The 22,724-nt window shown below is 64.4% G+C and carries 24 protein-coding genes; 7 read left to right on the top strand and 17 right to left on the bottom strand.

The genetic code is table 11. From position 1 onward, the window contains the following. Positions 1-38 precede the first annotated feature (38 nt). A complete protein-coding gene (locus GJ698_RS12855; protein WP_154358022.1) occupies positions 39-1,592 on the top strand; it encodes a methyl-accepting chemotaxis protein in 1,554 nt (517 codons plus the stop codon). Positions 1,593-1,595: 3 nt separating this feature from the next. Here the strand turns inward: GJ698_RS12855 and GJ698_RS12850 are convergent, their stop codons facing one another. Continuing rightward, positions 1,596-2,576 (bottom strand): LysR family transcriptional regulator, encoded by a 981-nt coding sequence (locus GJ698_RS12850; protein ID WP_154358021.1) that lies wholly within the window; start codon positions 2,574-2,576, stop codon positions 1,596-1,598. A gap of 155 nt (positions 2,577-2,731) precedes the next feature. Here GJ698_RS12850 and GJ698_RS12845 point away from each other — a divergent pair, with 155 nt between their 5' ends. Continuing rightward, the gene (locus GJ698_RS12845; RefSeq protein ID WP_154358020.1) at positions 2,732-2,926 is read left to right on the top strand and encodes a hypothetical protein; all 195 of its coding nucleotides are present in this window, start codon (positions 2,732-2,734) and stop codon (positions 2,924-2,926) included. A gap of 15 nt (positions 2,927-2,941) precedes the next feature. On the opposite strand, the gene GJ698_RS12840 is transcribed toward GJ698_RS12845, so the two are convergent. The 5 genes from GJ698_RS12840 to GJ698_RS12820 all read right to left on the bottom strand — a co-directional run bounded on the left by GJ698_RS12840 (position 2,942) and on the right by GJ698_RS12820 (position 6,079). Continuing rightward, positions 2,942-3,532 carry a chalcone isomerase family protein gene (locus tag GJ698_RS12840; RefSeq protein ID WP_154358019.1) on the bottom strand — a complete coding sequence of 197 codons (591 nt, stop codon included), beginning with the start codon at positions 3,530-3,532 and terminating at the stop codon, positions 2,942-2,944. An 88-nt stretch (positions 3,533-3,620) separates the two neighbouring features. After that, a complete protein-coding gene (locus tag GJ698_RS12835; protein WP_154358018.1) occupies positions 3,621-3,875 on the bottom strand; it encodes a YfhL family 4Fe-4S dicluster ferredoxin in 255 nt (84 codons plus the stop codon). A gap of 12 nt (positions 3,876-3,887) precedes the next feature. Further along, entirely contained in the window at positions 3,888-4,388 is a 501-nt protein-coding gene (gene coaD, locus GJ698_RS12830; RefSeq protein WP_154358017.1) for a pantetheine-phosphate adenylyltransferase, read from the bottom strand. A gap of 109 nt (positions 4,389-4,497) precedes the next feature. Then, the gene (gene rsmD / locus GJ698_RS12825; protein WP_154358016.1) at positions 4,498-5,145 is read right to left on the bottom strand and encodes a 16S rRNA (guanine(966)-N(2))-methyltransferase RsmD; all 648 of its coding nucleotides are present in this window, start codon (positions 5,143-5,145) and stop codon (positions 4,498-4,500) included. A 52-nt stretch (positions 5,146-5,197) separates the two neighbouring features. Next, on the bottom strand, positions 5,198-6,079 hold the full coding sequence (locus tag GJ698_RS12820; protein WP_154358015.1) for a DUF6279 family lipoprotein: 882 nt from the start codon (positions 6,077-6,079) through the stop codon (positions 5,198-5,200). A gap of 42 nt (positions 6,080-6,121) precedes the next feature. On the opposite strand from GJ698_RS12820, the gene glmU reads away from it, so the two are divergent. After that, positions 6,122-7,486: a bifunctional UDP-N-acetylglucosamine diphosphorylase/glucosamine-1-phosphate N-acetyltransferase GlmU gene (gene glmU, locus GJ698_RS12815; protein ID WP_154358014.1), complete on the top strand. Its 1,365-nt coding sequence runs from the start codon at positions 6,122-6,124 to the stop codon at positions 7,484-7,486. 621 nt (positions 7,487-8,107) lie between these two features. Here glmU and GJ698_RS12810 read toward each other — a convergent pair. Further along, complete coding sequence (locus GJ698_RS12810) at positions 8,108-8,560, bottom strand: Lrp/AsnC family transcriptional regulator (RefSeq protein ID WP_154358013.1); 453 nt, start codon at positions 8,558-8,560, stop codon at positions 8,108-8,110. Positions 8,561-8,691: 131 nt separating this feature from the next. Between GJ698_RS12810 and glmS the strand changes: the two genes are divergently transcribed. Next, a complete protein-coding gene (gene glmS, locus GJ698_RS12805; protein ID WP_154358012.1) occupies positions 8,692-10,521 on the top strand; it encodes a glutamine--fructose-6-phosphate transaminase (isomerizing) in 1,830 nt (609 codons plus the stop codon). Positions 10,522-10,527: 6 nt separating this feature from the next. Here the strand turns inward: glmS and GJ698_RS12800 are convergent, their stop codons facing one another. Beyond that, on the bottom strand, positions 10,528-11,031 hold the full coding sequence (locus GJ698_RS12800) for a hypothetical protein (RefSeq protein WP_154358011.1): 504 nt from the start codon (positions 11,029-11,031) through the stop codon (positions 10,528-10,530). Then, positions 11,028-12,056 carry an NAD-dependent epimerase/dehydratase family protein gene (locus GJ698_RS12795; RefSeq protein ID WP_166454857.1) on the bottom strand — a complete coding sequence of 343 codons (1,029 nt, stop codon included), beginning with the start codon at positions 12,054-12,056 and terminating at the stop codon, positions 11,028-11,030. The genes GJ698_RS12800 and GJ698_RS12795 overlap by 4 nt, the downstream gene beginning before the upstream one ends. Before the next feature lie 112 nt (positions 12,057-12,168). On the opposite strand from GJ698_RS12795, the gene GJ698_RS12790 reads away from it, so the two are divergent. Both GJ698_RS12790 and GJ698_RS12785 read left to right on the top strand, forming a co-directional pair. After that, positions 12,169-12,750 (top strand): TetR family transcriptional regulator, encoded by a 582-nt coding sequence (locus tag GJ698_RS12790; protein WP_154358009.1) that lies wholly within the window; start codon positions 12,169-12,171, stop codon positions 12,748-12,750. Between the two features lie 134 nt (positions 12,751-12,884). Further along, positions 12,885-13,676, top strand: a complete 792-nt coding sequence (locus tag GJ698_RS12785) for an SDR family NAD(P)-dependent oxidoreductase (RefSeq protein WP_154358008.1) — start codon at positions 12,885-12,887, stop codon at positions 13,674-13,676. Here the strand turns inward: GJ698_RS12785 and GJ698_RS12780 are convergent. Further along, entirely contained in the window at positions 13,673-15,079 is a 1,407-nt protein-coding gene (locus GJ698_RS12780) for an SH3 domain-containing protein (protein ID WP_154358007.1), read from the bottom strand. The genes GJ698_RS12785 and GJ698_RS12780 overlap by 4 nt on opposite strands. Further along, entirely contained in the window at positions 15,076-16,038 is a 963-nt protein-coding gene (locus GJ698_RS12775) for an AraC family transcriptional regulator (protein ID WP_154358006.1), read from the bottom strand. The genes GJ698_RS12780 and GJ698_RS12775 overlap by 4 nt, the downstream gene beginning before the upstream one ends. A 57-nt stretch (positions 16,039-16,095) precedes the next feature. On the opposite strand from GJ698_RS12775, the gene GJ698_RS12770 reads away from it, so the two are divergent. Next, positions 16,096-17,127 carry an SDR family oxidoreductase gene (locus GJ698_RS12770; RefSeq protein WP_371865283.1) on the top strand — a complete coding sequence of 344 codons (1,032 nt, stop codon included), beginning with the start codon at positions 16,096-16,098 and terminating at the stop codon, positions 17,125-17,127. On the opposite strand, the gene GJ698_RS12765 is transcribed toward GJ698_RS12770, so the two are convergent. The 6 genes from GJ698_RS12765 to GJ698_RS12740 all read right to left on the bottom strand — a co-directional run bounded on the left by GJ698_RS12765 (position 17,124) and on the right by GJ698_RS12740 (position 22,713). Next, the gene (locus GJ698_RS12765; RefSeq protein ID WP_229259966.1) at positions 17,124-17,663 is read right to left on the bottom strand and encodes a hypothetical protein; all 540 of its coding nucleotides are present in this window, start codon (positions 17,661-17,663) and stop codon (positions 17,124-17,126) included. The genes GJ698_RS12770 and GJ698_RS12765 overlap by 4 nt on opposite strands. Next, positions 17,660-18,115 (bottom strand): (2Fe-2S)-binding protein, encoded by a 456-nt coding sequence (locus GJ698_RS12760; protein ID WP_154358005.1) that lies wholly within the window; start codon positions 18,113-18,115, stop codon positions 17,660-17,662. Before GJ698_RS12760 ends, GJ698_RS12765 begins: the two co-directional genes overlap by 4 nt. Further along, entirely contained in the window at positions 18,112-20,265 is a 2,154-nt protein-coding gene (locus tag GJ698_RS12755; protein WP_154358004.1) for a xanthine dehydrogenase family protein molybdopterin-binding subunit, read from the bottom strand. The genes GJ698_RS12760 and GJ698_RS12755 overlap by 4 nt, the downstream gene beginning before the upstream one ends. 158 nt (positions 20,266-20,423) lie before the next feature. Beyond that, positions 20,424-21,344 carry a GlxA family transcriptional regulator gene (locus GJ698_RS12750; protein WP_154358003.1) on the bottom strand — a complete coding sequence of 307 codons (921 nt, stop codon included), beginning with the start codon at positions 21,342-21,344 and terminating at the stop codon, positions 20,424-20,426. Between the two features lie 75 nt (positions 21,345-21,419). Continuing rightward, positions 21,420-22,019 carry a LuxR C-terminal-related transcriptional regulator gene (locus tag GJ698_RS12745; RefSeq protein WP_154358002.1) on the bottom strand — a complete coding sequence of 200 codons (600 nt, stop codon included), beginning with the start codon at positions 22,017-22,019 and terminating at the stop codon, positions 21,420-21,422. Next, the gene (locus GJ698_RS12740; protein WP_154358001.1) at positions 21,994-22,713 is read right to left on the bottom strand and encodes a hypothetical protein; all 720 of its coding nucleotides are present in this window, start codon (positions 22,711-22,713) and stop codon (positions 21,994-21,996) included. The genes GJ698_RS12745 and GJ698_RS12740 overlap by 26 nt, the downstream gene beginning before the upstream one ends. Between the last annotated feature and the right edge of the window lie 11 nt (positions 22,714-22,724).

The raw sequence follows: 22,724 nt of genomic DNA, 5'->3' as shown, positions 1-22,724 counted from the left end.
GAGCCGCCCAAGGCGCCTGTTGTTAAAACGGGGGACAGATGAAGCTTTTGCAGCATAAGTTGGTGCAACGTGGATTGTGGATATTGGGAGCGACGGCAGGCGGTACCTGCCTCGCTTACGTGTTCAACCTGGCGGGCGCCGGCCCGGTGACGGCTGCGGTGCCGGCCGCACTGGGCGGTGCGGCGGTGGCCTGGTGGGCTTCACGCCAGAACAGCGACGAGGGCGGCGTGCGGCATTTCGCCCACACGGTCGGCGAAGAAATCGACGCCATCATGATCGGCGCGGCGGAAACCTCGTACTTCGTCGATTCGGTGAAGAAGAAGATTGAGCTCGATGTCACCACCGCCGGCGGCATCGTCCACAGTTCCAGCCAGAACGCCGACACCACCGAGCGCATCGCCGCCAATGCCGAGCGCGCCGCGAAGATCGCCGCCCAGGTGCGCGGGGAAACCGTCGCCGGGCGGGCCGAGGCCGACAACGGCCTGCAACGCATCCGCACCGCGCGCGAAGACGCGCAATCCGCAGCGGCGGTGATGACCGCGCTGCAAAGCAATTCCCGCAAGATCTACGGCTTTACCGAAGCCATCAGCGAAATCTCCGCCCGCACCAACCTGCTGGCGCTGAACGCCGCCATCGAGGCCGCCCGCGCCGGCGAACAGGGCCGCGGTTTTGCCGTGGTCGCCAGCGAGGTGCGCCAGCTGGCGCTGCGCACCAAGGAAGCCACCGACGAAATCAGCACCATGGTGCGCGAGATTAACCAGCAGGCGGAAAAGGCGGCCAGCGGCATGAATTCGCTGGCGCTCAAGGTCAGCGAAGCGGCCGGCAATGTGGAAACCGTGCACGGACTGCTGGGTAATATCGAGCGCTCGTCGGGCGTGTCGGAAGACGAGATCGGCCAGATCGCGCGCGCCTCGCGCGAGCACGTCGCCACCACCGAGGAAATCGCCCAGGCCATCGCCAGCATCCGCGACAGCCTGCTGTCGACCGAGAAGGAATTGCCGCGCGCAGCCAGCTCGGCCATGGCGCTGGCGGAACGGGCGGAAATCATCACCGGCGCGCTGGGCGAATCGTCGATCGAAACCTCGCACGACGCCATCCGCGTGGCGGCGCAGCGGGCGGCGGCGGAAGTGGGCAAGCTCTTCGAGCGCGCCGTCGCCAGCGGCCAGATCACGCCCGAGGCGCTGTGGGACCGCCACTACACGCCGATTCCGAACACCGATCCGCCCAAGCACAAGACCAGATTCGACGATTTCACCGACCGCGTGCTGCCGCCGCTGCAGGAAGGCTTGCTGGCGGCGATGCCGCAGCTGGCCTACGCCGGCACTGTGGATAACAACGGCTATTTCCCCACCCACAACAAGAAGTTTTCGCAGCCGCTGACCGGCAACTACGATATCGACATCGTCAACAACCGCACCAAGCGCATCTTCAGCGACCGCACGGGCAAGCGCTGCGGTTCGAACACCAAGCCGTTTTTGCTACAGACGTACAAGCGCGACACCGGCGAGGTCATGCACGACCTGTCGGCGCCGATCTATGTGGATGGCAAGCACTGGGGCGGTTTCCGCATTGGCTACCGCTCCAGTCACTGAGTTTTAACGGGAAGAGGCTGGCGCCTGGGTCGGCGTCGGCATGGTGTTGACCGTGCGCTGGGTCTGCGTATTCATTTTTTCCAGATGGGTGCGCAGCCACTTGTGCGCCGGGCTGCGCGCATCGCGTTCGTGCCACAGCATGTCCAGGTGGACCGCCGGCAGCGGGAACGGCAGTTCCTTGTGCACCAGCGCATCGGTCATGCCGGTTGCTGCGATCAGGTGGCGCGGCAGCACCGTCACCAGGTCCGAGTTGGCCACCACGCGGCCGGCGGTGAAGAACTGGTTCACCGTCAGCAGGATGCGGCGTTCGCGCTGCAGCTGGGCCAGCGCCTCGTCCACCAGGCCGTGGGCGCGGCCGGAGAAGCTCACCAGCAGGTGATTCGCTTCGCAGTAGTTATCCAGGTTCAGCTCGACCTTGGCCAGCGGATGGTCGCGCCGCATCACGCACACATATTTACCGGAATACAGGCGCTCGTGGCGGATCGGCGAACCGGTCTCGTACGACAGCTGCGCCGCCACGCCGGGGAAAAAGCCCACCGCCAGGTCGATATCGCCGCGCAGCAGCATCGGCCGTGGTTCGCGCGTGGTCAGCGGCACCATGCGCACATTGATGCCGGGCGCCTCGCTTTCGATCGAGCGCATCAGCGATGGCAGCCACATGGCGGCGGTCGCGTCGGCCATCGCCATCCGGAAGGTGGCGTGGGCGGCCGAGACGTCGAAGGTTTCCGGCGCCACCGCCGCTTCCAGGCTGGCCAGCGCGCTGCGCACGGATGGCCACAGCGATTCCGCGCGCGGCGTCGGCTTGACGCCGTAGGCGGTGCGGATCAGCAATTCGTCGCCCAGGCTTTCGCGCAGCCGCTTGATGGCGTTGGAAACAGCAGGCTGGGTCATGGCCAGATGGCCGGCGGCGCGTGTCAGATTTTGCTCTGTCATCACGGCGTCGAAAACGCGCAGCAGGTTCAGGTCCAGCGTCAGAAAGCTCATGGCGGCTCGGGGAGGTAGAGGTTGGCGAGGAAATAACGATAGCACAGTCCATTCACCAAACGCATAATTGTTATCGTGAAATGGAATTGGATAGATATGTTGCGGCGCACTATAGTTACGTCAGATTCTAAAGCTACAGCTAAACCGTGTCCATCATGATTTCCGCAATACAAGATTTTTCTCTGTTCGCCGCTATCAAGCTGGCGCTGCTGGTCGCCGTGAGCGGTGGCCTGCTGGTGCTGTTCAAACCGCTGTTGGTCGGCTGCGCACGCGCAGCCGTACTGGTGGTCAAGCCGAAGATGAGCCGCGCGCAACGCATTGCGCGCCGCGAGCTGGCGACGCGGGCCTGATACCGCGCCGCAGCATTATTTCTCGCCGAGCAGCGCCGGCTTCAAGGAGCTGTCGGCCGGGTGATCACCCAGCCAGATACGCAGCACCGCATTGTAGAACGCCACGTCCGGCATCAATTCCCCGATCTTCTTGCCATTCAAATAGCACTGCGTGCCTTCGTTCGGGGTCCAGTCCAGCGACAGCTGGTCGCCCTTCTTCAGCGTTGGCGTCTGCGCAAACACTTCACCGAACTTCATGATCTGCGGCAGGATCTTGTTGCGTTCTTCCTTGCTGGTGTTGGCGTTGATGCCGTCGGTAAAGGCCTTGCCGAAGTCTTCCGAGCTGACTTCGCGCAGCATGGTGATGGCGACGCGGCGCGGGCCGGCCACGGCCAGCACGTCCGGCACGGTGGATTTCTTTTCAGTCAGATATAAACCGGCCGCATAGACCTTGAAGATGACCTTGGTGCGAATGCCGGCGCCGTTCAGCTTGAGCTGCTGGCCGGCCACGGTGGTCGTGTCATCGAACTTGACGCCGGCCACGTCGACCGCGGCAAAGGCGAAGGAAGGCGCCGCCGCAAACACGGCGCTGGCGATCAGGGTATGCAGGATGGTTCTACGGTTCATGAAGGTCTCCGTGATAGGTGTCCAGCGACTATACCACCGTGGAGACGCTGCGGCGTGTTTTGCCGCACGGTCATGCTTTTTTGGCTCGTCAGGCCTTGGCGGCCTGCAGCAGTTCGAACTTGGCGAACAACTGGTCCTTGGTTTCGCGCACTTCCGGATTGAACGGAATGCAGCTCACCGGGCACACCTGCTGGCACTGCGGCTCGTCGAAGTGGCCGACGCACTCGGTGCACTTGTCCGGATTGATTTCGTAAATTTCCGCGCCCATGTAGATGGCGTCGTTCGGGCACTCCGGCTCGCAAACGTCGCAATTGATACAGTCGTCGGTAATCATTAACGCCATGATGGAACTCGCTTACTTTGCCTGGTCGGTGTTGTTGGCGGCAATTTTCTTCTGCAGCCAGCGGTCCACCGATGGGAATACAAACTTGGAGACATCCCCGCCCAGCATGGCGATTTCGCGCACGATGGTGCCGGAGATGAATTGGTATTGGTCGGACGGCGTCAAAAACATGGTCTCGACGTCCGGCAGCAGGTAGCGGTTCATGCCCGCCATCTGGAACTCGTACTCAAAGTCGGACACGGCGCGCAGGCCGCGGACGATGACGCGGGCATCATGGTCGCGCACGAAGTCCTTCAGCAGGCCGGAGAAACTCTCCACCCGCACATTCGGATAATGGCCCAGCACTTCATTGGCAATTTCCAGGCGCTCGTCCAGCGAGAAGAACGGTTTCTTGTTCTTGCTGTCGGCAACGCCCACCACCAGCGTGTCGAACAGACCGGATGCACGACGCACCAGATCTTCGTGACCACGGGTCAGCGGATCGAAAGTTCCTGGATAAACAGCTACTACCATTGCGGCTCCCTGCAGATGCACCAATATAGAACGCGCATTATGCCTGAAAATCGGCTTTTGCTTAAAATTGCCTTAATTTGGGGCAGTTTTAGCAGCAAATACTGGCCGATTAGGGTTTGTATTTTAATAAATGATAGAACACCATGCCGGCTTTGTCAGCCCGGATGATTTCCCAGTGGTCCAGCCACGCCGGCGCCTCGCCTTCGGCGAACTCCAGCGCCAGCCCGGACTCGGCGTAAATCAGGCCGTCATCTTTCAATATCTTAGTGCACAGCGGCAAAGCGCGCTCGAGGAAGGTCTGCTGGTAGGGCGGATCGAGGAAGATCAGGTCGTATTTCTGGCCGCGCGCGGCAGCCGATTGCGCCACCGCCAGCGCGTCGCCGCGCATGATCTGCACATTGTCGGCCTTCAGCTTGGCCTTGATCTCATCCAACTGGCGCACGACCTGGGCGTTACTGTCGATCATGCTGACCGATTGCGCGCCACGGCTGGCCGCTTCAAAGCCCAGCGCGCCGCTGCCGGCAAACAGGTCCAGCACTTGCGCGCCGGTCCAGTCGGCGTCGCGCAGGTGGTTGATCCAGTTGAACGCCGTCTCGCGCACGCGATCCGGCGTCGGCCGCAGGCCCAGCGCGCTCAGCACCGGCAGCGGCGTGCGTTTCCACTGGCCGCCGATGATGCGCACCTGGTTGCTGTGCTGGGGACCGTGGACCGGGACTTTGGCGGATCTGGCTGGTTTGCTGGCGGGCTTCTTTGGCATGTGACGCTGTTCTAAGTCATTGATTCAACAGGCCATCATACCATAGAGCCGCCTAGCGCTGGTCCGCCGCCAGGCTGCGGAAGTCGTCGATCCAGCCCTGCATGCGGCGCTGCGCGTGGGCTTTCTGCGCCGGCGTGGCCAGCTGGATCACGGTCAGCACCAGCTTCAGGTTGGCGTCTTCATAGCTGTCGAAGAAGGCTTTGCGCTCGGACGTTTCCAGCCGCTGGAAGCCGTCCCTGATCAGGCCCTGGATCAGTTTTTCGGTCGCCTCCTTGCCGAGTTTTTCGCTCTGCACGCGGCGCACGGCGGCCAGGATGTTGTTCTGGCGGCGCATGCGCTCGTCCAGCCAGATGTTGTTGTCCAGCGGCCGGGCGTCGGACGCCTTGCGGATCTGCGCTTCCTGCTCGCTGGAAAAACTGCCGAACCACAGCTCGAACTGTTCCATCGATTTCTTGTAGCGGAAGTTTTGCTGCGCCTCGCGGTCGCCGCGCATGTTTTTCTTGCGGAACTCGGCGTTGTTGGCGGCGAACTTGCGCTCCAGCGTGGCGATCTGCTCCGGCTGCAGCGAGCGCGCCAGCTCGGCCAGCTCCGGCGTCGCCTTCAGCAGCAACGCCTCGGTGCGCTTCTTGATCTCGTCGAAATCGGTTTGCAGCTCGGCCTGGGTGACGCCGGCGGCCAGCTGGCGCTGCGCCGTTTGCAGGATCTGCGCGTAATCGTTCAGCTGGGTTTTGCGATGCCAGTGGAACAGCTTGTCGATGTCTTCCTTGACCACGCTTTTCTGATCCGAGGTCAGGTCGACATAGCCGTCGATCCACCAGTACAGCAGCGTGTCGCCATTGTTATAGGCCAGGCGCAGCGAACTGCAGGCGGCCAGCACGGTCATGAGCAGGATCAGAAACAGGCCGTGCAGGGTCCGGCGGCCAGACGGGGGCATGTTAGACTTTTGCATTGCAATCACTTTCTATTTGGCATCTCTATGAACGTCGTCATCCTCGCAGCCGGCATGGGCAAGCGCATGCAATCCGCGCTGCCGAAAGTTTTACATCCTCTGGCGGGCAAGCCGTTGTTGCAGCATGTGCTGGACACGGCGCGGAGCCTGTCCGCCAGCCGATTATGCGTGATCTACGGCCACGGCGGCGCAGCCGTGCAGGCGCTGCTTGCCAAACAGCCCGAACAGGTCGCCACCGCGCTGCAGGAGCAGCAGCTGGGCACCGGCCACGCCGTGATCCAGGCGCTGCCCGAGCTGGACGACAACGTCCCTACCCTGATCCTGTACGGCGACGTGCCGCTGACCACCACCGCTTCGCTGCAGGCGCTGGTGACGGCCGCCGGCAACGACAAACTCGGCATTCTGACTGTCGAACAGGATGATCCTACCGGTTTGGGAAGAATTGTTCGTGAGAATGGCCACATTGTGCGCATAGTCGAGCAAAAAGACGCCAGCGAGGCCGAGCGCGCCATCAAGGAAATCAACAGCGGCATCATGGTCGCGCCGACCCGGTTGCTGAAAAAATGGCTGGGCGCCGTCAAGAACGAAAACGCCCAGGGCGAGTACTACCTGACCGACATCGTCGCGCTGGCCGTGGCCGATGGCGTGCCGGTGGTGTCCGCGCAGCCGTCGGCGCAATGGGAAGTGGCCGGCGTCAACAGCAAGGTGCAGCTGGCCGAGCTGGAGCGCATCCACCAGCGCAATATCGCCCACCGCCTGCTGGAACAGGGCGTCACGCTGCTGGACCCGGCGCGCATCGACGTCCGTGGCGAGCTGGTGTGCGGCCGCGACGTCACCATCGACGTCGGCTGCGTGTTCGAGGGCAAGGTCGAGCTGGGCGACGGCGTGCATGTGGCCGCCCACAACGTCATCGTCAACGCCCGCATCCTGGCCGGCGCGCAGATCAAGCCGTTCTGCCATATCGAGGAAGCCGTGGTCGGCGAGGCGTCGCTGATCGGCCCGTATGCCCGCCTGCGTCCCGGCACCGTGCTGGCCGAGGATGTGCATGTGGGTAACTTCGTCGAGATCAAAAACGGTCAGGTCGCCGCGCACAGCAAGGCCAACCACCTGGCCTACATCGGCGATGCGACGATCGGCTCGCGCGTCAATATCGGCGCCGGCGTCATCACCTGCAACTACGACGGCGCCAACAAATTCCGCACCGTGATCGAAGACGACGCCTTTATCGGCAGCGACAGCCAGCTGGTGGCGCCGGTCACCGTCGGCAAGGGCGCGACCCTGGGTGCCGGCACCACGCTGACCAAGGATGCGCCGGCCGGCAAGCTGACGGTGTCGCGTCCGCGCCAGGTCACCATCGAAAACTGGACCCGTCCGGTCAAGGTCAAAAAATAAGCGAACTCATCCTGATTCAGCCAAGCGGCGCCTGCGGGCGCCGTTTTTTATTGTGGATAACATTGTGAGTAAGGCCTGAGCAAGCGCGGGAAAACAGGTGAGCAAGTACACCATTTACTCGCAAGCGAGGTATACCGGGCTTGCATTTCAGCTGCAGAGCCCGGCTACAGCCCTGTTTTTCTGCAAATGTGTATAACTTTGTGGGTAAGCACCTGAGTAAGTGCTGGATAAGACGCGGATAAGTGCCGGATAACTTTTTTCAGGGCAAAGGGGCTGTGTATAAAGCTGTGGGAAAGCATGGAGTATCCCGAGGGTAACTATGGGATAACTTCACGCCGTGCCCAGGCCGGGGGGGACGGCGCGTGCCGATATGAATGGGGGCGACCTGTTCGCCTTGATGTCGGCCCTCGGCTGGTTGGGTGACCAGGCCGCATTCGCGCCACGTGGAGATTATCTCTTTGAGCTGATTACGAGTACTATCCTTAAAAAATAATGTGGATAAGCCTGTGATTAACCATGTGAAAACCTCATGGATAAGCACGTGCATAAGCTGAGGAAAAGCCCTGTATAAGCCTCTGGACAGGCTGTATTTATCCTTGGGATAAACCTGTATAACTTTGTTCACAAAGCGATGCGGGTCTCGAATTTGCTGCGGAAAGTGGAGAAGTAAGCCTTCACATTCCGCACATTCGCATGGCTGGCGAACAGGCGGTGCGCTAGCGCGTTGTAGGCCGGCATGTCCGCCACCTGCACCACCAGCACAAAGTCCGGCCCCGGCGCCACGCGATAGCATTGCAGCACGGCCGCCTCGGCGGCGACCAGCGCTTCAAACTCCGTCATGCGCTCGGTGGCCTGGATATCCAGCGAGATTTCCACAAGCGCCGTCAGGCTGGGCCCGACTTTTTCCGGCGCCACGATGGCAACCTGGCGCTGAATCACGCCCGCTTCCCGCAATTGCTTGACCCGCCGCAAACAAGTCGGCGGCGAGACGTGCACGGCGGCGGCCAACTCGGCGTTGGTTTGAGATGCATCAACTTGCAGCGCATTCAGAATGCGACGATCTATTTCATCCATAAGGCTTAAACGAAAGAATATTTCACTGAGTAGGTATGATGAAATTTTATGCCAAATATGGAGGTAATTAGAAAGCTTATTTCATCATGGCTGCTCTACGATGCATTCCTGACTTAACAGAAGAGGTTCTTATGTGCGGCATCGTCGGCGCGGTAGCGCAACGCAATATCACCCCCATCCTGCTCGAAGGCCTGAAGCGCCTGGAATACCGTGGTTACGATTCCTGCGGCGTCGCCCTGCACGTGGATGGCCAGTTGCAACGCTCGCGCAGCACCTCGCGCGTGGCCGACCTGGAACTGCAGATCGAGGAAGCCCACCTGAAAGGCTTCACCGGCATCGCCCACACCCGCTGGGCCACGCACGGCGCGCCGGCCTCGCACAACGCCCACCCGCACTTTTCGCCGTCGACCGACCTGGCGCGCATCGCGCTGGTCCACAACGGCATCATTGAAAACCACGACGAACTGCGCGCCGAACTGACCGCGCTCGGCTACGTCTTCCAGAGCCAGACCGACACCGAAGTGATCGCCCACCTGGTCGACCACATGTACAACGGCGACCTGTTCGACACCGTGCAGCAGGCCGTCAAGCGCCTGACCGGCGCCTACGCCATCGCCGTGTTCCACCGCGAGGAGCCGCACCGCGTGGTCGCCGCGCGCCAGGGTTCGCCGCTGATCGTCGGCGTCGGCCAGGGGGAAAACTTCGTCGCCTCGGACGCCATGGCCTTGGCCGGCACCACCGACCAGATCATCTACCTCGAAGAAGGCGACGTGGTCGACCTGCAACTGGGCCGCGTCTGGATCGTCGACGCCAATGGCAAGCAGGTGCAGCGCGAAGTCAAAACCGTACAGGCGCATACCGGCGCGGCCGAGCTGGGCCCGTACCGCCACTACATGCAGAAGGAAATCTTCGAACAGCCGCGCGTCATCGGCGACACGCTGGAAGGCGTCACCGGCATCATGCCCGAGCTGTTCGGCGACGGCGCCTACAACGTCTTCAAGCAGATCGACCGCGTGCTGATCCTGGCCTGCGGCACCAGCTACTACTCGGGCCTGACCGCCAAGTACTGGATCGAATCGGTGGCCAAGATCCCGGTCAACGTTGAAATCGCCAGCGAATACCGCTACCGCGACAGCGTGCCGCACTCGAACACACTGGTGGTCACCATCTCGCAAAGCGGCGAAACCGCCGACACGCTGGCCGCGCTCAAGCATGCGCGCAGCCTGGGCATGGAACACACGCTGACCATCTGCAACGTCGCCACCAGCGCCATGGTGCGCGAATGCAAACTGGCCTACATCACCCGCGCCGGCGTCGAAGTGGGCGTGGCCTCGACCAAGGCCTTCACCACCCAGCTGGCCGCGCTGTTCCTGCTGACCCTGTCGCTGGCCCAGGTCAACGGCCGCCTGACCGACGCCGAAGAAGCCGAACACCTGAAAGCCATGCGCCACCTGCCGGTCGCGATCGCCTCGGTGTTGGCGCTGGAACCGCTGATCATCGCCTGGGCCGAAGACTTCGCCCGCAAGGAAAACGCCCTGTTCCTCGGCCGCGGCATGCACTACCCGATCGCGCTGGAAGGCGCGCTGAAGCTCAAAGAAATTTCCTACATCCACGCCGAAGCCTATCCTGCAGGCGAACTGAAGCACGGCCCACTGGCGCTGGTGACCGAGGAAATGCCGGTGGTCACAGTCGCGCCGAACGACGCGCTGATCGAAAAGCTCAAGTCCAACATGCAGGAAGTGCGCGCGCGCGGCGGCCAGCTGTACGTCTTCGCCGACGTCGACTCGCGCATCACCTCGGGCGAAGGCGTCCACGTGATCCGCCTGCCGGAACACTACGGCCTGCTGTCACCGATCCTGCACGTGGTCTCGCTGCAACTGCTGGCCTACCACACAGCAGTGGCGCGCGGCACGGATGTGGACAAGCCGCGTAACTTGGCAAAATCCGTAACCGTGGAATAGAGGGCGTCACTCAGCGGCTTGTATTGCTTGCAAATACCGCTGATTGACGAACCTGGAGTGGGCTTCGATGCAGTGGCCCAGGGCGCCGGTTATCAGAAGCGCGAGCGCCACGCCCTTCCATGGCGAGGAATCTTGTGCTGTGAAAATGAGGATCAGCCCGATCAGCAACATGGCGGTAAAGGTTGCCAGGCCGCCGATGTAGCCAGTGGCGAGAACTTTCTCCAAGCGCTGCACTTCTTGCTGACGAATCTGGCTATCGGACTGTCCTGCGTACGCCGCAGCGGCCGCAGACGCCTTGTTGCCTGTCATGGCGGCATAACCAAAGCCGGAGCCGGCCAGCAGCAAGCCGCAGACCGCCAGCGCATACGCCATGCCCCGAAACAGCGCTGGTACGCCGGCGCCACGCCACAGCAGGAATGCTCCCAGCAGCAACGCGATCCCTATCGCTCCGCCCAGAAATGCCAAGTGCCGTTCGCTCACGTAGTAGCGTTGAACCAATTCCAGCATCATGTTCTCCTGGCCAGCCACGCGTGTGCGAACATGCTGTGCATCGAGTCGGTGATGATCTGGTCAAAATCGCGGTACTGGTAACGGAACACGCCAGGCCAGCGCGTTTCATAGTGATTCGGCTGTCCCAGTTTGCTGTAAAGGCCGCCAATTTCGCTGGAAAACACGCGTGCCAGGCCGAGCAGCCAGGTGGGAATGACGCGCGCGCGAGGCGCGTACCCTTGTGTGGCAAAGCGCTCTGCGATGACTTCGGCGATGCGCGCCATCTTGCCCTCGGTGCCGAATGAAAAATGCCGGTGGCCGTTGGTCGCCGGGTTGGCCATCACGGCGATGTGCATGGCCGCGCAATCGCGTACATCCACAACGTGCGTCAGCATGTCGGGCACCGCCGGGATACGCCCTTCTGCCAGGTTCTTGATCAGATCCAGGCTGAAGCGCGCCCACGGCACCAGCGACGGTCCGGCGATAAAGCCGGGATTGATCACGGACAGCGGGATGCCGCGCGGGTTGATCTTGCTGTCGCCCACCATGTCCCACGCCAGCCGCTCGGCCAGCGTTTTGCTGCGGAAGTAGTCATTCTTGCCGGCGGCGCCGTCCAGCACCGTCCAGTCGTCTTCGGTGAAGTGCTGCTTGGCGCGCGGATGGCCGTAGGCGATGGCGGCTTCGGAACTGGTGAGCACGATCTTGCCGACGGTTGGACAGGCCAACGCCGCCTGCAGCAGATAGCGGGTGCCCGTCACCGCGCCACCGGTGCGATCGCTTTCCGACGGCACCGCTTGCGGACTCGCCACATGGAACACGCCGTCCACGCCGGCGACCGCGGCGGTCCAGCCATCCGGCGCGCGTAAATCCGCCGCGACCAGGTCCACACCCGGCAACAGGCGGCGCAATTCGTCTGCACGCGCTGCGTCGCCCAGGCTGCGCACCGTGCCGCGCACGCGATAACCTTGTTCCAGCAACTGCCTGGCTATCCATGAGGCGAGATAGCCGGACACACCTGTCACCAGATACAGCGCTGCATTTTTCATCACATTCACCTTAAATTCGCAATAGGTGCAATTCTGCATTTGGTGCATAAATACGTCAAGTGTTATGTTTTGAGTTAAACTTGTCCCAATATTGACGATCAGGCAGACGGTGATGGAAGGAAGACGGGAGCGAAAACGCCGCGAGACACGCACGCGCATCTGCGATGCCGCGATGAGCTTGTTTGTGCAAAATGGTTATGCGGCGGTCACCGTGGACGAGATAGCGGAAGCGGCCGATATTTCGAAGCGCACCTTCTTCGCTTACTTCCCGGCCAAGGAAGACGTTGTCACCGCCTGGCAGGATAAGTTCAACGAACCGCTGGCGGCGGCGATTGCCGAAGGTCCGGAAGGGGAAACGCCGTTTCAGGCGTTGGAGCGGGCCATGCTGGCTACGCTGGCCGCGTCGGCCACGCCCCAGGCGTTTGCGGTCGATGCCCTGGTGCGCGCGACGCCGGCACTGGCGGCGCGTGCCGCACAGAAATATGTCTTGCTGGAGGAGCGCGTGTCGGCGGTGCTGCACGTGCGCTATCCGGACCAGAGCCTGTTGTCGCTGAAGCTGCTCGCGATGATCGTGATCGGCGCCTTGCGCATCGGCGCCGAAGAAGGACGTTCAAGCGGGATGCATGCGGACGATATCCTGCCGTTCTCACGCAACATCTTCGCGACCTTGCGTGAGCAACTGGGCAAGCTATGACAGATCGGATCTAGGCCAACAGGAAGAGGCTGGCCGCACGCCTTCCTGGTAGAGTGGGAGGGCAGCCGATATGGCAGGCGCCATTTTAAGCTTCATCTTCGCTGCATTTCCGCAATCTACTCAGGAGACACGACATGGACTTAAAACTCAGTGGCAAGCTGGCGCTGGTCAGCGGCAGCACGGCCGGTATCGGCTACGCCATCGCGCAGACGCTGGCCCAGGAAGGCGCCACCGTGATCGTCAACGGCAGAACGCAGGCGGGTGTCGATGAGGCGGTCGCGCGCATCCGCGCGGAAACCAAGGGCACGGTGCACGGCTATGCCGGCGACCTGAGCCAGGCCGATGCGGCGCAGGAAGTGGTTCGCCGTCATCCGGGCATCAGCATCCTGGTCAACAATCTCGGCATCTTTGAACCCAAGGCGTTTGAAGACATTCCCGACGAAGACTGGCTGCGTTTCTTCGATATCAATGTCCTGAGCGGCGTGCGCCTGGCACGGCTGGTGCTGCCGGAGATGAAGAAGGCGGACTGGGGCCGCATCATTTTCATCTCCAGCGAAAGCGCGATCCAGATCCCGACCGAGATGATCCACTACGGCATGACCAAGACCGCACAGATCGCGGTGGCGCGCGGACTGGCGGAATCGGTCGCCGGCAGCGGCATCACGGTCAACAGCGTGCTGCCCGGCCCGACCAAATCGCGCGGCGTGGGCGACTTCGTTCAAGATCTGGCGACATCGGGCGGCAAGTCTTTCGAGCAGGTCGAGACCGAGTTCTTCGATCACGTGCGGCCGACCTCCTTGATCAAGCGCTTCGGCACACCGCAGGAAGTGGCTTCGCTGGTGGCCTACGTCGCCAGTCCGCTGGCCTCGGCAACCACCGGTGCCGCGCTGCGTGTCGACGGCGGCGTGGTGAAGAGCGCCTTCTAAGGTCGCAGCGCTTGCGTCACATGCACCAGGCTGGTCATGGCGTCCACGTACAGCGTGTTGTCGTCGGCGTACAGCGGCAGCAGCGGCGTGACCGACACCTGATTCAGCTTGGTCTTGCGTAGCTGTCCCGTCTGCGGATCCTTGAACACCGCATAGGGCACATCCTGGATCACGTAGGGCTGGCCATTGAGATGACCGATAATCATCAACACATGGCCAGGCACCACGATCAGGTCGCCCACCTGTGCCTGCGCCAGCGCCTTGACGCGCTCGGCGTGGCTGTCGGCGGCGCCGAAAGCGCGGTGGTTCAGCGCGGCGCTGCTGCCCTGCTGGCCGGAGTTGGGCGGCAGGATCACGCCCATGCTGCGATACACTTCGCTGGTCAGGCCGCTGCAATCGCGGGCGTTGAACTGGTGTCCCCAGCCATAGCGTTCGCCGAGGAATTTGAACGACTGGCGCAGGATGTTGGCGCGCGTCAGCGGCAGGTAGCCCCGCGCCGTATCGGCCGTGCGGCGTATCAAGGCGTTGCTGAAGGCCAGCGTGCCGTCCTGCCGCCGCACCGGCAGCCGCACCGCCCATGAGGCGTAGCTGCTGGCGCCGTTAATGGTGTCGCCCGGCGCAACGCCGGCATCGGGCAAGCTGACGCCCATGTCGAGGTCAAGTTGCGAAACCTCCGGCGCCTCCGGCGTGAACACGGTGCGTACCTGATCGCCTGTGATCACGCGGCCTGGCTGCGCGTTGGTATAGGCAAACACCATGTCGGCCGCGCCGATACCGATATCGCTGCGCTTCACCCATCCCGGTCCCTGCGCGCTGAAAACCAGCAGCCATTGCTGGTCCGCGCTTTCGTGCGCGACGATTACCGCCTCGCCGGGAAACAGCACGCCGCCTTGCAGGCTTTCATAATCGCGCGCATCGTTGGCGGCGTAGAAGGCGCGCTCGGACGGCAGCGCGCGCAGGAAGGTGCGGCGCACGCTCAGGCCATGGCGCGCCGTGGCGCTGGCCGGAATGCGTGCCACGGCGCTGTTCTGGCGCAGCGATTGCAATAACGCTTCCGTGACCGGCTGGCCAGCGTCGTCGATGACGGGCTTGATCGGCGTCTGCTCGGCTTCCCTCACCCATGCCGCAACCTGTGCCTGCGTCAGGGTGGCGGGCATGGCGGCCAGATCGAACAGGCCGCCCTGTGGCCCGAGCACGCGCTGGCGCTGCGCCGCGATCTGGCGTGCGTCCAGCAGCACGGCATTGGCGGCGGGTGCGCGACGTATCCAGAAATCCGGCGACAGCATGTCGTCGCTGAAGGCCGGCACGCCGGCGGGGGAGACCGCCGGCAAACGGTCGGCCACGGCGGCGCCCGATGTTATTGCTGCCGCGATAAGCAGCGCCACAACAGATCGTGTCTTCATCCATTTCCCTCGGAAAGATGCCTGGCTTGCCGGAACGCCTTGGGCGAGCTGCCGTTCACGCGTTTGAACGCCGTGCTGAAAGCGCTCTCGGAAGTGTAGCCGAGCGTGCGGGCCAGCACCGCGACCGGCGTGATTTCTTCGCGCAAGGCGCGTTCGGCCAGCCGCATGCGCCATGCTGTCAGATAGGTCAGCGGCGCGACGCCGGCCACCGTGCGGAAGTGCACGGCAAACGAGGTGCGCGACATCGCGCAGGCCTTGGCCAGCTGGTCCAGGTGCCAGCTGCGGGCGGGCTCGCCATGCATCAACCGCAGCGCCGGCGCCAGGCGCGGATCGCCCAGCGCCCGCAGCCAGCCGCTGGGCATGGCGCTGGCGGTTTGCAGGTGGGCGCGCAGAATCTGGATGAACAGCAGCTGCGCCAGTTGCGCCGATACCAGCTGCGCGCCGGGCAACTGCGCCGCGCGTTCTGCCACCAGCTGGTCGAGCAGCCAGCGGAAGGTGGTGGCCTGCGGCGACGCCGCCGGCACATGTATCCACGGCGGCAGCACGTCCGCCAGCAGGCGGCCGCTGGTGGGATCGAGCAGCACATGGCCGCCGATGTGGGCGAAGTCGCTGCCGTCGCCCAGCGTCGCGTTGCCGCCCGCGAACATGCTCATGGCGTCCAGCGGCGGCACCTCGGGATCGCTGCCCAGCACGAAGGAGCGCCTGGCGGTCAGCAACCCGACATCGCCCGTTTCAAACCGGATCGGCTCGGCGACGCCGTCCATGCTGACCCAGCAGGCGCCCTTCACCACCGCAAAGAACTTGATCTTTTCCGGCGCCGGAAAACGCACCGCCCAGCTGCCGCCGGCCCTGAAGCCGCCGGTCACCAGCGATTCGGCGTGGGTGAATTTGAGGATGTCGGAAAAGGGATCGGCGTGCATTTTTGTACTATCACACAAGTAATCCGCACTTTCAAGCATTCACAGTACCAAACCCGGGCTCTATCATCGCCGCATCGAATATAGACAGGAGTTCACGTGAATCAAGACGATTTGGTACTGGTGACCGGCGGCACCGGCTTCATCGCCCAGCATTGCATCCTGGCGCTGCTGCGCGACGGCTATCGGGTGCGCACCACCATCCGCGCGCCGGGACGCGAAACCGAAGTGCGGACCCAGCTCGCCACCGGCGGCATGAAGGCCGGCGAGCGGCTGTCCTTCGTGGTGGCGGACCTGAGCGCCGATGCCGGCTGGGCCGCAGCTGCCGCCGGTTGCGCCTATGTGCTGCACGGCGCCTCGCCGACGCCGTCCGGCGCCCAGACCCGCGAGGAAGATTGGATACAGCCGGCGGTCGAGGGCAATCTGCGGGTGCTGCGGGCGGCGCGCGAGGCCGGCGTCAAGCGCGTGGTGCTGACCTCGGCCTTCGGCGCCATCTGCGCCGGCCACAGGTCGATGCAGCGGCCGTTCGACGAAACCGACTGGAGCGATCTGAGCGGCAAGGTCTGGCCGTACCAGAAATCGAAGACGCTGGCCGAACGCGCGGCCTGGGACTTCATCGCCCGCGAAGGCGGCGGGCTGGAGCTGTCCGCCATCAATCCGGTGGCGGTGCTCGGCCCCGTGCTGGGCGCCGACTATTCCCACTCCATCCGCATGATCAAGTCGATGCTGACGGGGCAGGCGTCGCCGCAGGTCAACACCTGCGTGGTCGATGTGCGCGATGTGGCGGACCTGCACGTGCGCGCGATGACGCATCCGGCCGCCAGCGGCCAGCGCTTCATCGCCACCGCCGGCGCCAGCATGTGGATGGTAGACATCGCCCAAGTGCTGCAGCGCCGCCTGGGCGACGCTGCCGGCCAGGTGTCGCTGCGCGTGCTGCCGAACTGGCTGGTGCGCCTGGCCGCGCTGAAAAATCCGTCGCTGAAAGGCATCACGCCGCTGCTGGGCGTGAACCTGAACGCCAGCAGCGACAAGGCGCGCCGCCTGTTGGGCTGGACGCCGCGCCCGCGCGAGGAAGCCATCGTTGCCGCCGCCGACAGCCTGATCCGGCTAGGCCTGCTGAAGCCGGTTTAGTCAGGGCACGGCATGCCGGCCGCCGCCCATTTTTCCAGCACCGCGACAAACTCTTCGTGCGACATCGGCGGCTGGGTGCGGTTATTGCCGGGATTCCAGGCCCACAGCACCAGCGGATCGGTTTTCATGTGTTCGATCACCTGTTCGCCGGTCTTGCGGTTGCCGTTGCGGGCCGGGTCGCGCATCTGCTGGCAGACGCCCTTCTTGTCCAGCCCCTGCCAGCGCATGCTGAGCGGCGCCAGGTGCCAGTTCGGCGCGCCCGGCACCTTGCCTTGCGCGGTGTTGCTGGCCTGGTGACAGGCCGCGCAGTGCAGCGCGGGCGAGCCGTGGCCGTCCTTGCCGCGCACCACCTGCTGCGCGTGGACAATGCCGATGTCCTTCTGGTGCGGCGCCTCCACCTGGTGGCAGTTGATGCAGCGCGGCGACATCACCACGCCGGCCACCGGATCGAACAGCTTGCCGTCGCCTTTTTCCGGCGCGGCGTGCGCCAGGCCGGCCAGCGCCAGGCCCATGAGCAGAACCAGGCGGCGCATCATGCCTGCCCCGCTGCTTTGTGGATGGCGGTGCGGATGCGCGGATAGGTGCCGCAGCGACAGATGTTGCCGGACATGGCCTGGTCGATGTCCTTGTCGGTCGGCTTCGGGATCGCCTTCAGCAGCGCGGTGGCGGCCATGATCTGGCCGGACTGGCAGTAGCCGCATTGCGGCACGTCGATCTCGGCCCAGGCCTGCTGCACCCGCTTGCCGACCGCGCTGTTGCCGATCGCCTCGATGGTGGTGATTTTCTTGCCCACCGCCGCCGAGGCCGGCATGACGCAGGCGCGCGTCGGCTGGCCGTCGATGTGCACGGTGCAGGCGCCGCACAGCGCCATGCCGCAGCCGAATTTGGTGCCCGACATGTGCAGCTCATCGCGCAGCACCCACAGCAGCGGGGTGTCGGCTTCGGCTTCGACCGGCATGGTTTTGCCGTTGATGTTCAGTGAGATCATGCGTGCTGCTCCTGTAAAGTTGGCTGTAGGGCGGTGGCGATCGGCAGCTTGCGGATGCGCTGGCCGCTGAAGGCGTGGACGGCGTTGGCCAGGGCCGGCATCAGCCCCGATGTGCCCGGTTCGCCGATGCCGCCGGGCGCTTCGTTGCTGGCGACGATGTGGGTTTCGATCGCTGGCGCTTCGTTCATGCGCAGCACGCGGTAGTCGTGGAAATTGCTCTGCTCGACGCGGCCGTTCTTGAAGGTGATGTCGCCATACAGCGCGCCCGAGATGCCGAAGATGACGCCGCCCTCGATCTGCGCCTTGACCGTGTCCGGATTGACCACCACGCCGCAGTCCACCGCGCACACCACGCGGCTGACGCGCACCTCGCCGTCGACCAGCTGGGCGTCGACCACCATCGCCGTGTAGGTGCCGAAGGCGAACTGCACCGACAGGCCGCGGCCGACGTTGCCGTTTTTCGGGCCCTGCCAGCCGGCCTTCTCGGCCGCCAGCTTGAGCACCTGTTCGGCGCGCGGATTGTGCTTCAGCAGCGCCAGCCGGTATTGCAGCGGATCGATCTTGGCGGCGGCCGCCAGTTCATCGATGAAGCTCTCGACCACGTACACATTGTGGGTGGGGCCGACGCCGCGCCAGAACGCGGTGGGAATCTCGCCCGGCTCGTGGCGCGTGTAGTCGATCCTGACCGCCGGCAGTGCGTAAGGCGGCGCCTCGGCGCCATCCACCGTCTCCGGATCGAAGCCGTTGTTGAAGGCCGGCGGCAGGAAGCGGCCCAGCACCGAGGAGCCGGTCAGGTGGTGCGACCAGGCCACCGGCATGCCCTGCGCGTCGACGCCGGCGCGCACGCGGTCGTAAAAATACGGCCGGTACATATCGTGCTGGATGTCTTCCTCGCGGCTCCAGATCACCTTGACTGGATGCTTGACTTGTTGCGCGATGCGCACCGCGCGTTCGACCGTGTCGATTTCCAGCCGGCGGCCGAAGCCGCCGCCGAGCAGGTGGTTGTGCACCGTGACTTTGTCCTCCGGCAGGCCGGTGACCTTGGCGGCCACGGCGCGCGCGCGGGTGATCACCTGGGTGCCGGTCCAGACGTCGCAGCGGTCGGCCTGCACGTGCACGGTGCAGTTCATCGGCTCCATCGGCGCATGGGCCAGGAACGGCAATTCATAGGTGGCTTCCAGCACCCGCGCGGCGCCGGCGAAGGCCTGCTCGGGATTGCCGTCGGCGCGCACCTTGGCGCTGCCGGCGTTGGCGGCGCGGACCATGTCGGCCACGATGTCGGCGGTGCTCAAGCTGGCATGCGCGCCATCGTCCCAGCGCAGCGCCAGCAATGCCAGGCCCTTTTGCGCGGCGCCGTAGTTGTCGGCCACCACGGCGGCACAGTCGTCCAGGCGCACCACCTGGCGCACGCCCTTGACCTTCAGCGCGGCCGCCTCGTCCAGTCCGGCCAGGCGGCCGCCGAACACCGGCGTGATCGCCAGCGCCGCCACCTTCATGCCGGGCAGCTGGGCATCGATGCCGAACTGGGCCGAGCCATTCAGCTTGCCCGGCGTATCCAGGCGGCGCGCCGCCTTGCCGATCAGGCGGAACTCCTGCGCCGGTTTCAGCACGATGCTGTCGGCGGCCGGCAGCGGCAGCTTGGCGGCGCCGGCCGCCAGCGCGCCGTAGGACAGCTTGCGGCCGCTCGGCACATGGCGCACCGTGCCATGCTCGGCGCGGCAACTGGACGGCTCGACCTGCCACTGCTGCGCGGCGGCCTGCACCAGCATCATGCGGGCGGCGGCGCCGGCCTGGCGCATCGGCATCCAGGCGGCGCGGATGGTGGTCGAGCCGCCGGTCACCTGGAAGCCCAGCGCCGGATTGATGTAGCGCTTGTCGTCGGCGCCGGCGTGTTCCAGCACCACGTCTTTCAGGTCCACCTCCAGTTCCTCGGCGATCAGCATCGGAATCGAGGTATAAGTGCCCTGGCCCATTTCCACGTACGGCATGGTCAGATGGACCTTGCCGTCGCTGGCGATGCGCACCATGGCGTTGGCCTCCCAGGCGGCGCCCGGGGTGGCGTCCCGCGCGCGCGCGGCGGGCAGGGCGACTTGCAGCAGCAGGCCGCCGGCGGCGCCCACGGCTTTGAGGAAGAATCGGCGATCGGTCATGCAGGCTCCTTGCGCAATAAGTGGAAAAACAGAGGTGTGTGCCCTGCGGTCGGGGGCATGCGCAGGTCATTCTTGGCGGGGGTGTTGAAAAGATTATACGGAGCGCTTGCGCAATGAAACGGACCAAAAAGCCGCAAAACCGGCCATCATGGCGCGCTTCAGCGGCCGACGTCGAGCTTGACGCTGCGCGAGTCGCGGACGAATTTTTGCGGCGGCACGCCGAGCACGCGCAGGAAGGCGCGGCGCATGCGTTCGTCGTCGCCGAAGCCGGTCTGGTCGGCGATGCGGGCGGCCGAGGTGTGGCCGCTTTCGATCAGCGCCTGCGCCGCCTCGACCCGCAGCTTTTCAATCGCCTTGGCCGGCGTCAGGCCGGTCTCGGCCTGGAAGGCGCGGCTGAAATGGCGCGGACTCCAGTTGACCTGGTCGGCCAGCTGCTGGATCGACAGCGGCTCGCGCAGATTGTCCTTGATGAAGGTGAGGATGCGGCGGATGCGTTCCTGCTTGGGATCGATCTCGGCCAGCACCGAGAACTGGCTCTGGCCGCCGGAGCGGCGGTGGTACAGCACCATGGTCTTGCAGATCTGCTTGGTGACGGCGTGGCCCAGGTCGGCCTCCACCAGCCCCAGCACCAGGTCGATGCAGGCGGTCATGCCGGCCGAGCTCCAGACCTGGCCGTCGCGCACGAAGATCTTGTCGGGCACCACCTGGATCCTGGGGAAGCGGCTGGCCAGCGTCTCGGCGAAGCCCCAGTGGGTGGTCACCGAGCGGCCGTCGAGCACGCCGGCTTCGGCCAGGATGAAGGCGCCGGTGCAGATGCTGGCCACGCGGCGCGCGTTGCGCGCGGACGCGCGCAGCTGTTGCACCATGTCCGGCGTGGGCGTCGGCAGGCCGGGCGTGCTGCCGACGATCACCGTGTCGTAGTGCTGGTCGGTGAAGGCCACGGTGTCGATGCCGACGCCGGATTTACTGTGGACCAGTCCGCCCGTCATCGACACCACCTCGACCTCGTAGCTGCCCGGCGCAAAATGGTTGGCGATGCCGAATACCGACAGGATCGACAAGTCGAGAATGTGAAACATGGGAAAGACGACCAATGCGACTCTTGCTGTCACTGCTGCCCCTGGCTGAAAAAAGTCTGAAAAATTGGCGCCGGCTCAGGATACCATGCCGCGCTGGGTGGCCAGCACCACCGCATGGGTCCTGGCGGTGGCGCCGAGTTTGTGGAACAGCGATTTGACGTGCGTCTTCACGGTGCCGACGCCGATGTCGAGCGCGATGGCGATCCGCTTGTTGCAGCAGCCCATGGCCAGCAATTCCAGCACCTGGCTTTCGCGCAACGTCAGGCTGTCGCTGGCCATGTGCTGCATGGCCCGCTCCAGCAGCTCGGGATTGAAGTAACGCCGGCCGTGGCCCAGCGCCTGCACCGCCGTCATCAGCTCGGCCTCGGCACAGCGCTGCGGCAGGTAGCCGTGCACGCCGGCCGAGATCGCGGTGCGGATGTCCCATTCGCGCTCGCGCTGGCTGACGATCATCACCCGCCCGGTCTGCCGCGCGGTGTGCTCCAGCCGCGCCAGCGCGTCGGCGTAGTCGGTGACGATGACGTCGGCGCCGTCGGCCGCCGCCGTCAGGCGCACCTGCGGCGAGGACGCCAGCAGCGCGCTCAGGCCGGCGTTGGCGATCGATTCGCCGTGGCCGATGTGCACCGACACGGCGGCGGCCGGCGCCGCGTCAGGAAAATTGAATGGCGCTGGCATGGATCGATACCACCAGAGGTTCAGCTTGATGTCCGCCGTCGACGTCGCGCACGTAAATCAGATGCCTGGTCGGCAGGGTGATGCCCTGTACCGTCACATGCTCCGACAGGTAATGCACGGCCGGCGCGCCGCCGCTGATGTCGACGTCGTAGTCGTGGCGGCGCAGCAGGCCGTCGGCCGAGAAGTAGAAGGTCTGCACCGGGCTGTGGGTGGCCAGCCCGGACGGAAAAGTGACCTGCAGGCGTTGCCAGACCTGGCCGTTCTCTTCCCAGGGCGACAGCTCGGTCACGGCAAAGCCCGCACCGGCCAGCATGAACGGCACGGTGAAATAGTTCCAGATCGCATAGCCGACGAAATACGCCAGTTGCAGATCGCTCCACGGCGTATCGAGCTGGTGGCCGGCAAACGAGGCGCGCGGCGCCAGCGTTTCGTCGATCAGCGTGCCGTCGGCGGTTTCGATGCGGACCTGCTGTGGCGTCACCGCGGTGCGGCGGTCCGGCGCGCCGAACGGGCTGTGCGAGGTCCACGGCTGGTGCAGCTGGATGCGGATGTCCACTTCGTCGAGCATGCCGCCCTTGCCCTTGAGCGGCCAGATCACGCCGCCCTGCGACAAATGGGCGGACAACGTGCTGTACCCATTCCAGCGGTCGAGACCGCCATGTGCTTCGATGGCCTTGCTTAGCAGCTTGTTCATGATGTTCTTCT

Source organism: Duganella aquatilis, assembly GCF_009674565.1.
Taxonomy (GTDB): domain Bacteria; phylum Pseudomonadota; class Gammaproteobacteria; order Burkholderiales; family Burkholderiaceae_D; genus Rugamonas; species Rugamonas aquatilis.
This window is presented reverse-complemented; position numbering and strand designations above follow the sequence as displayed.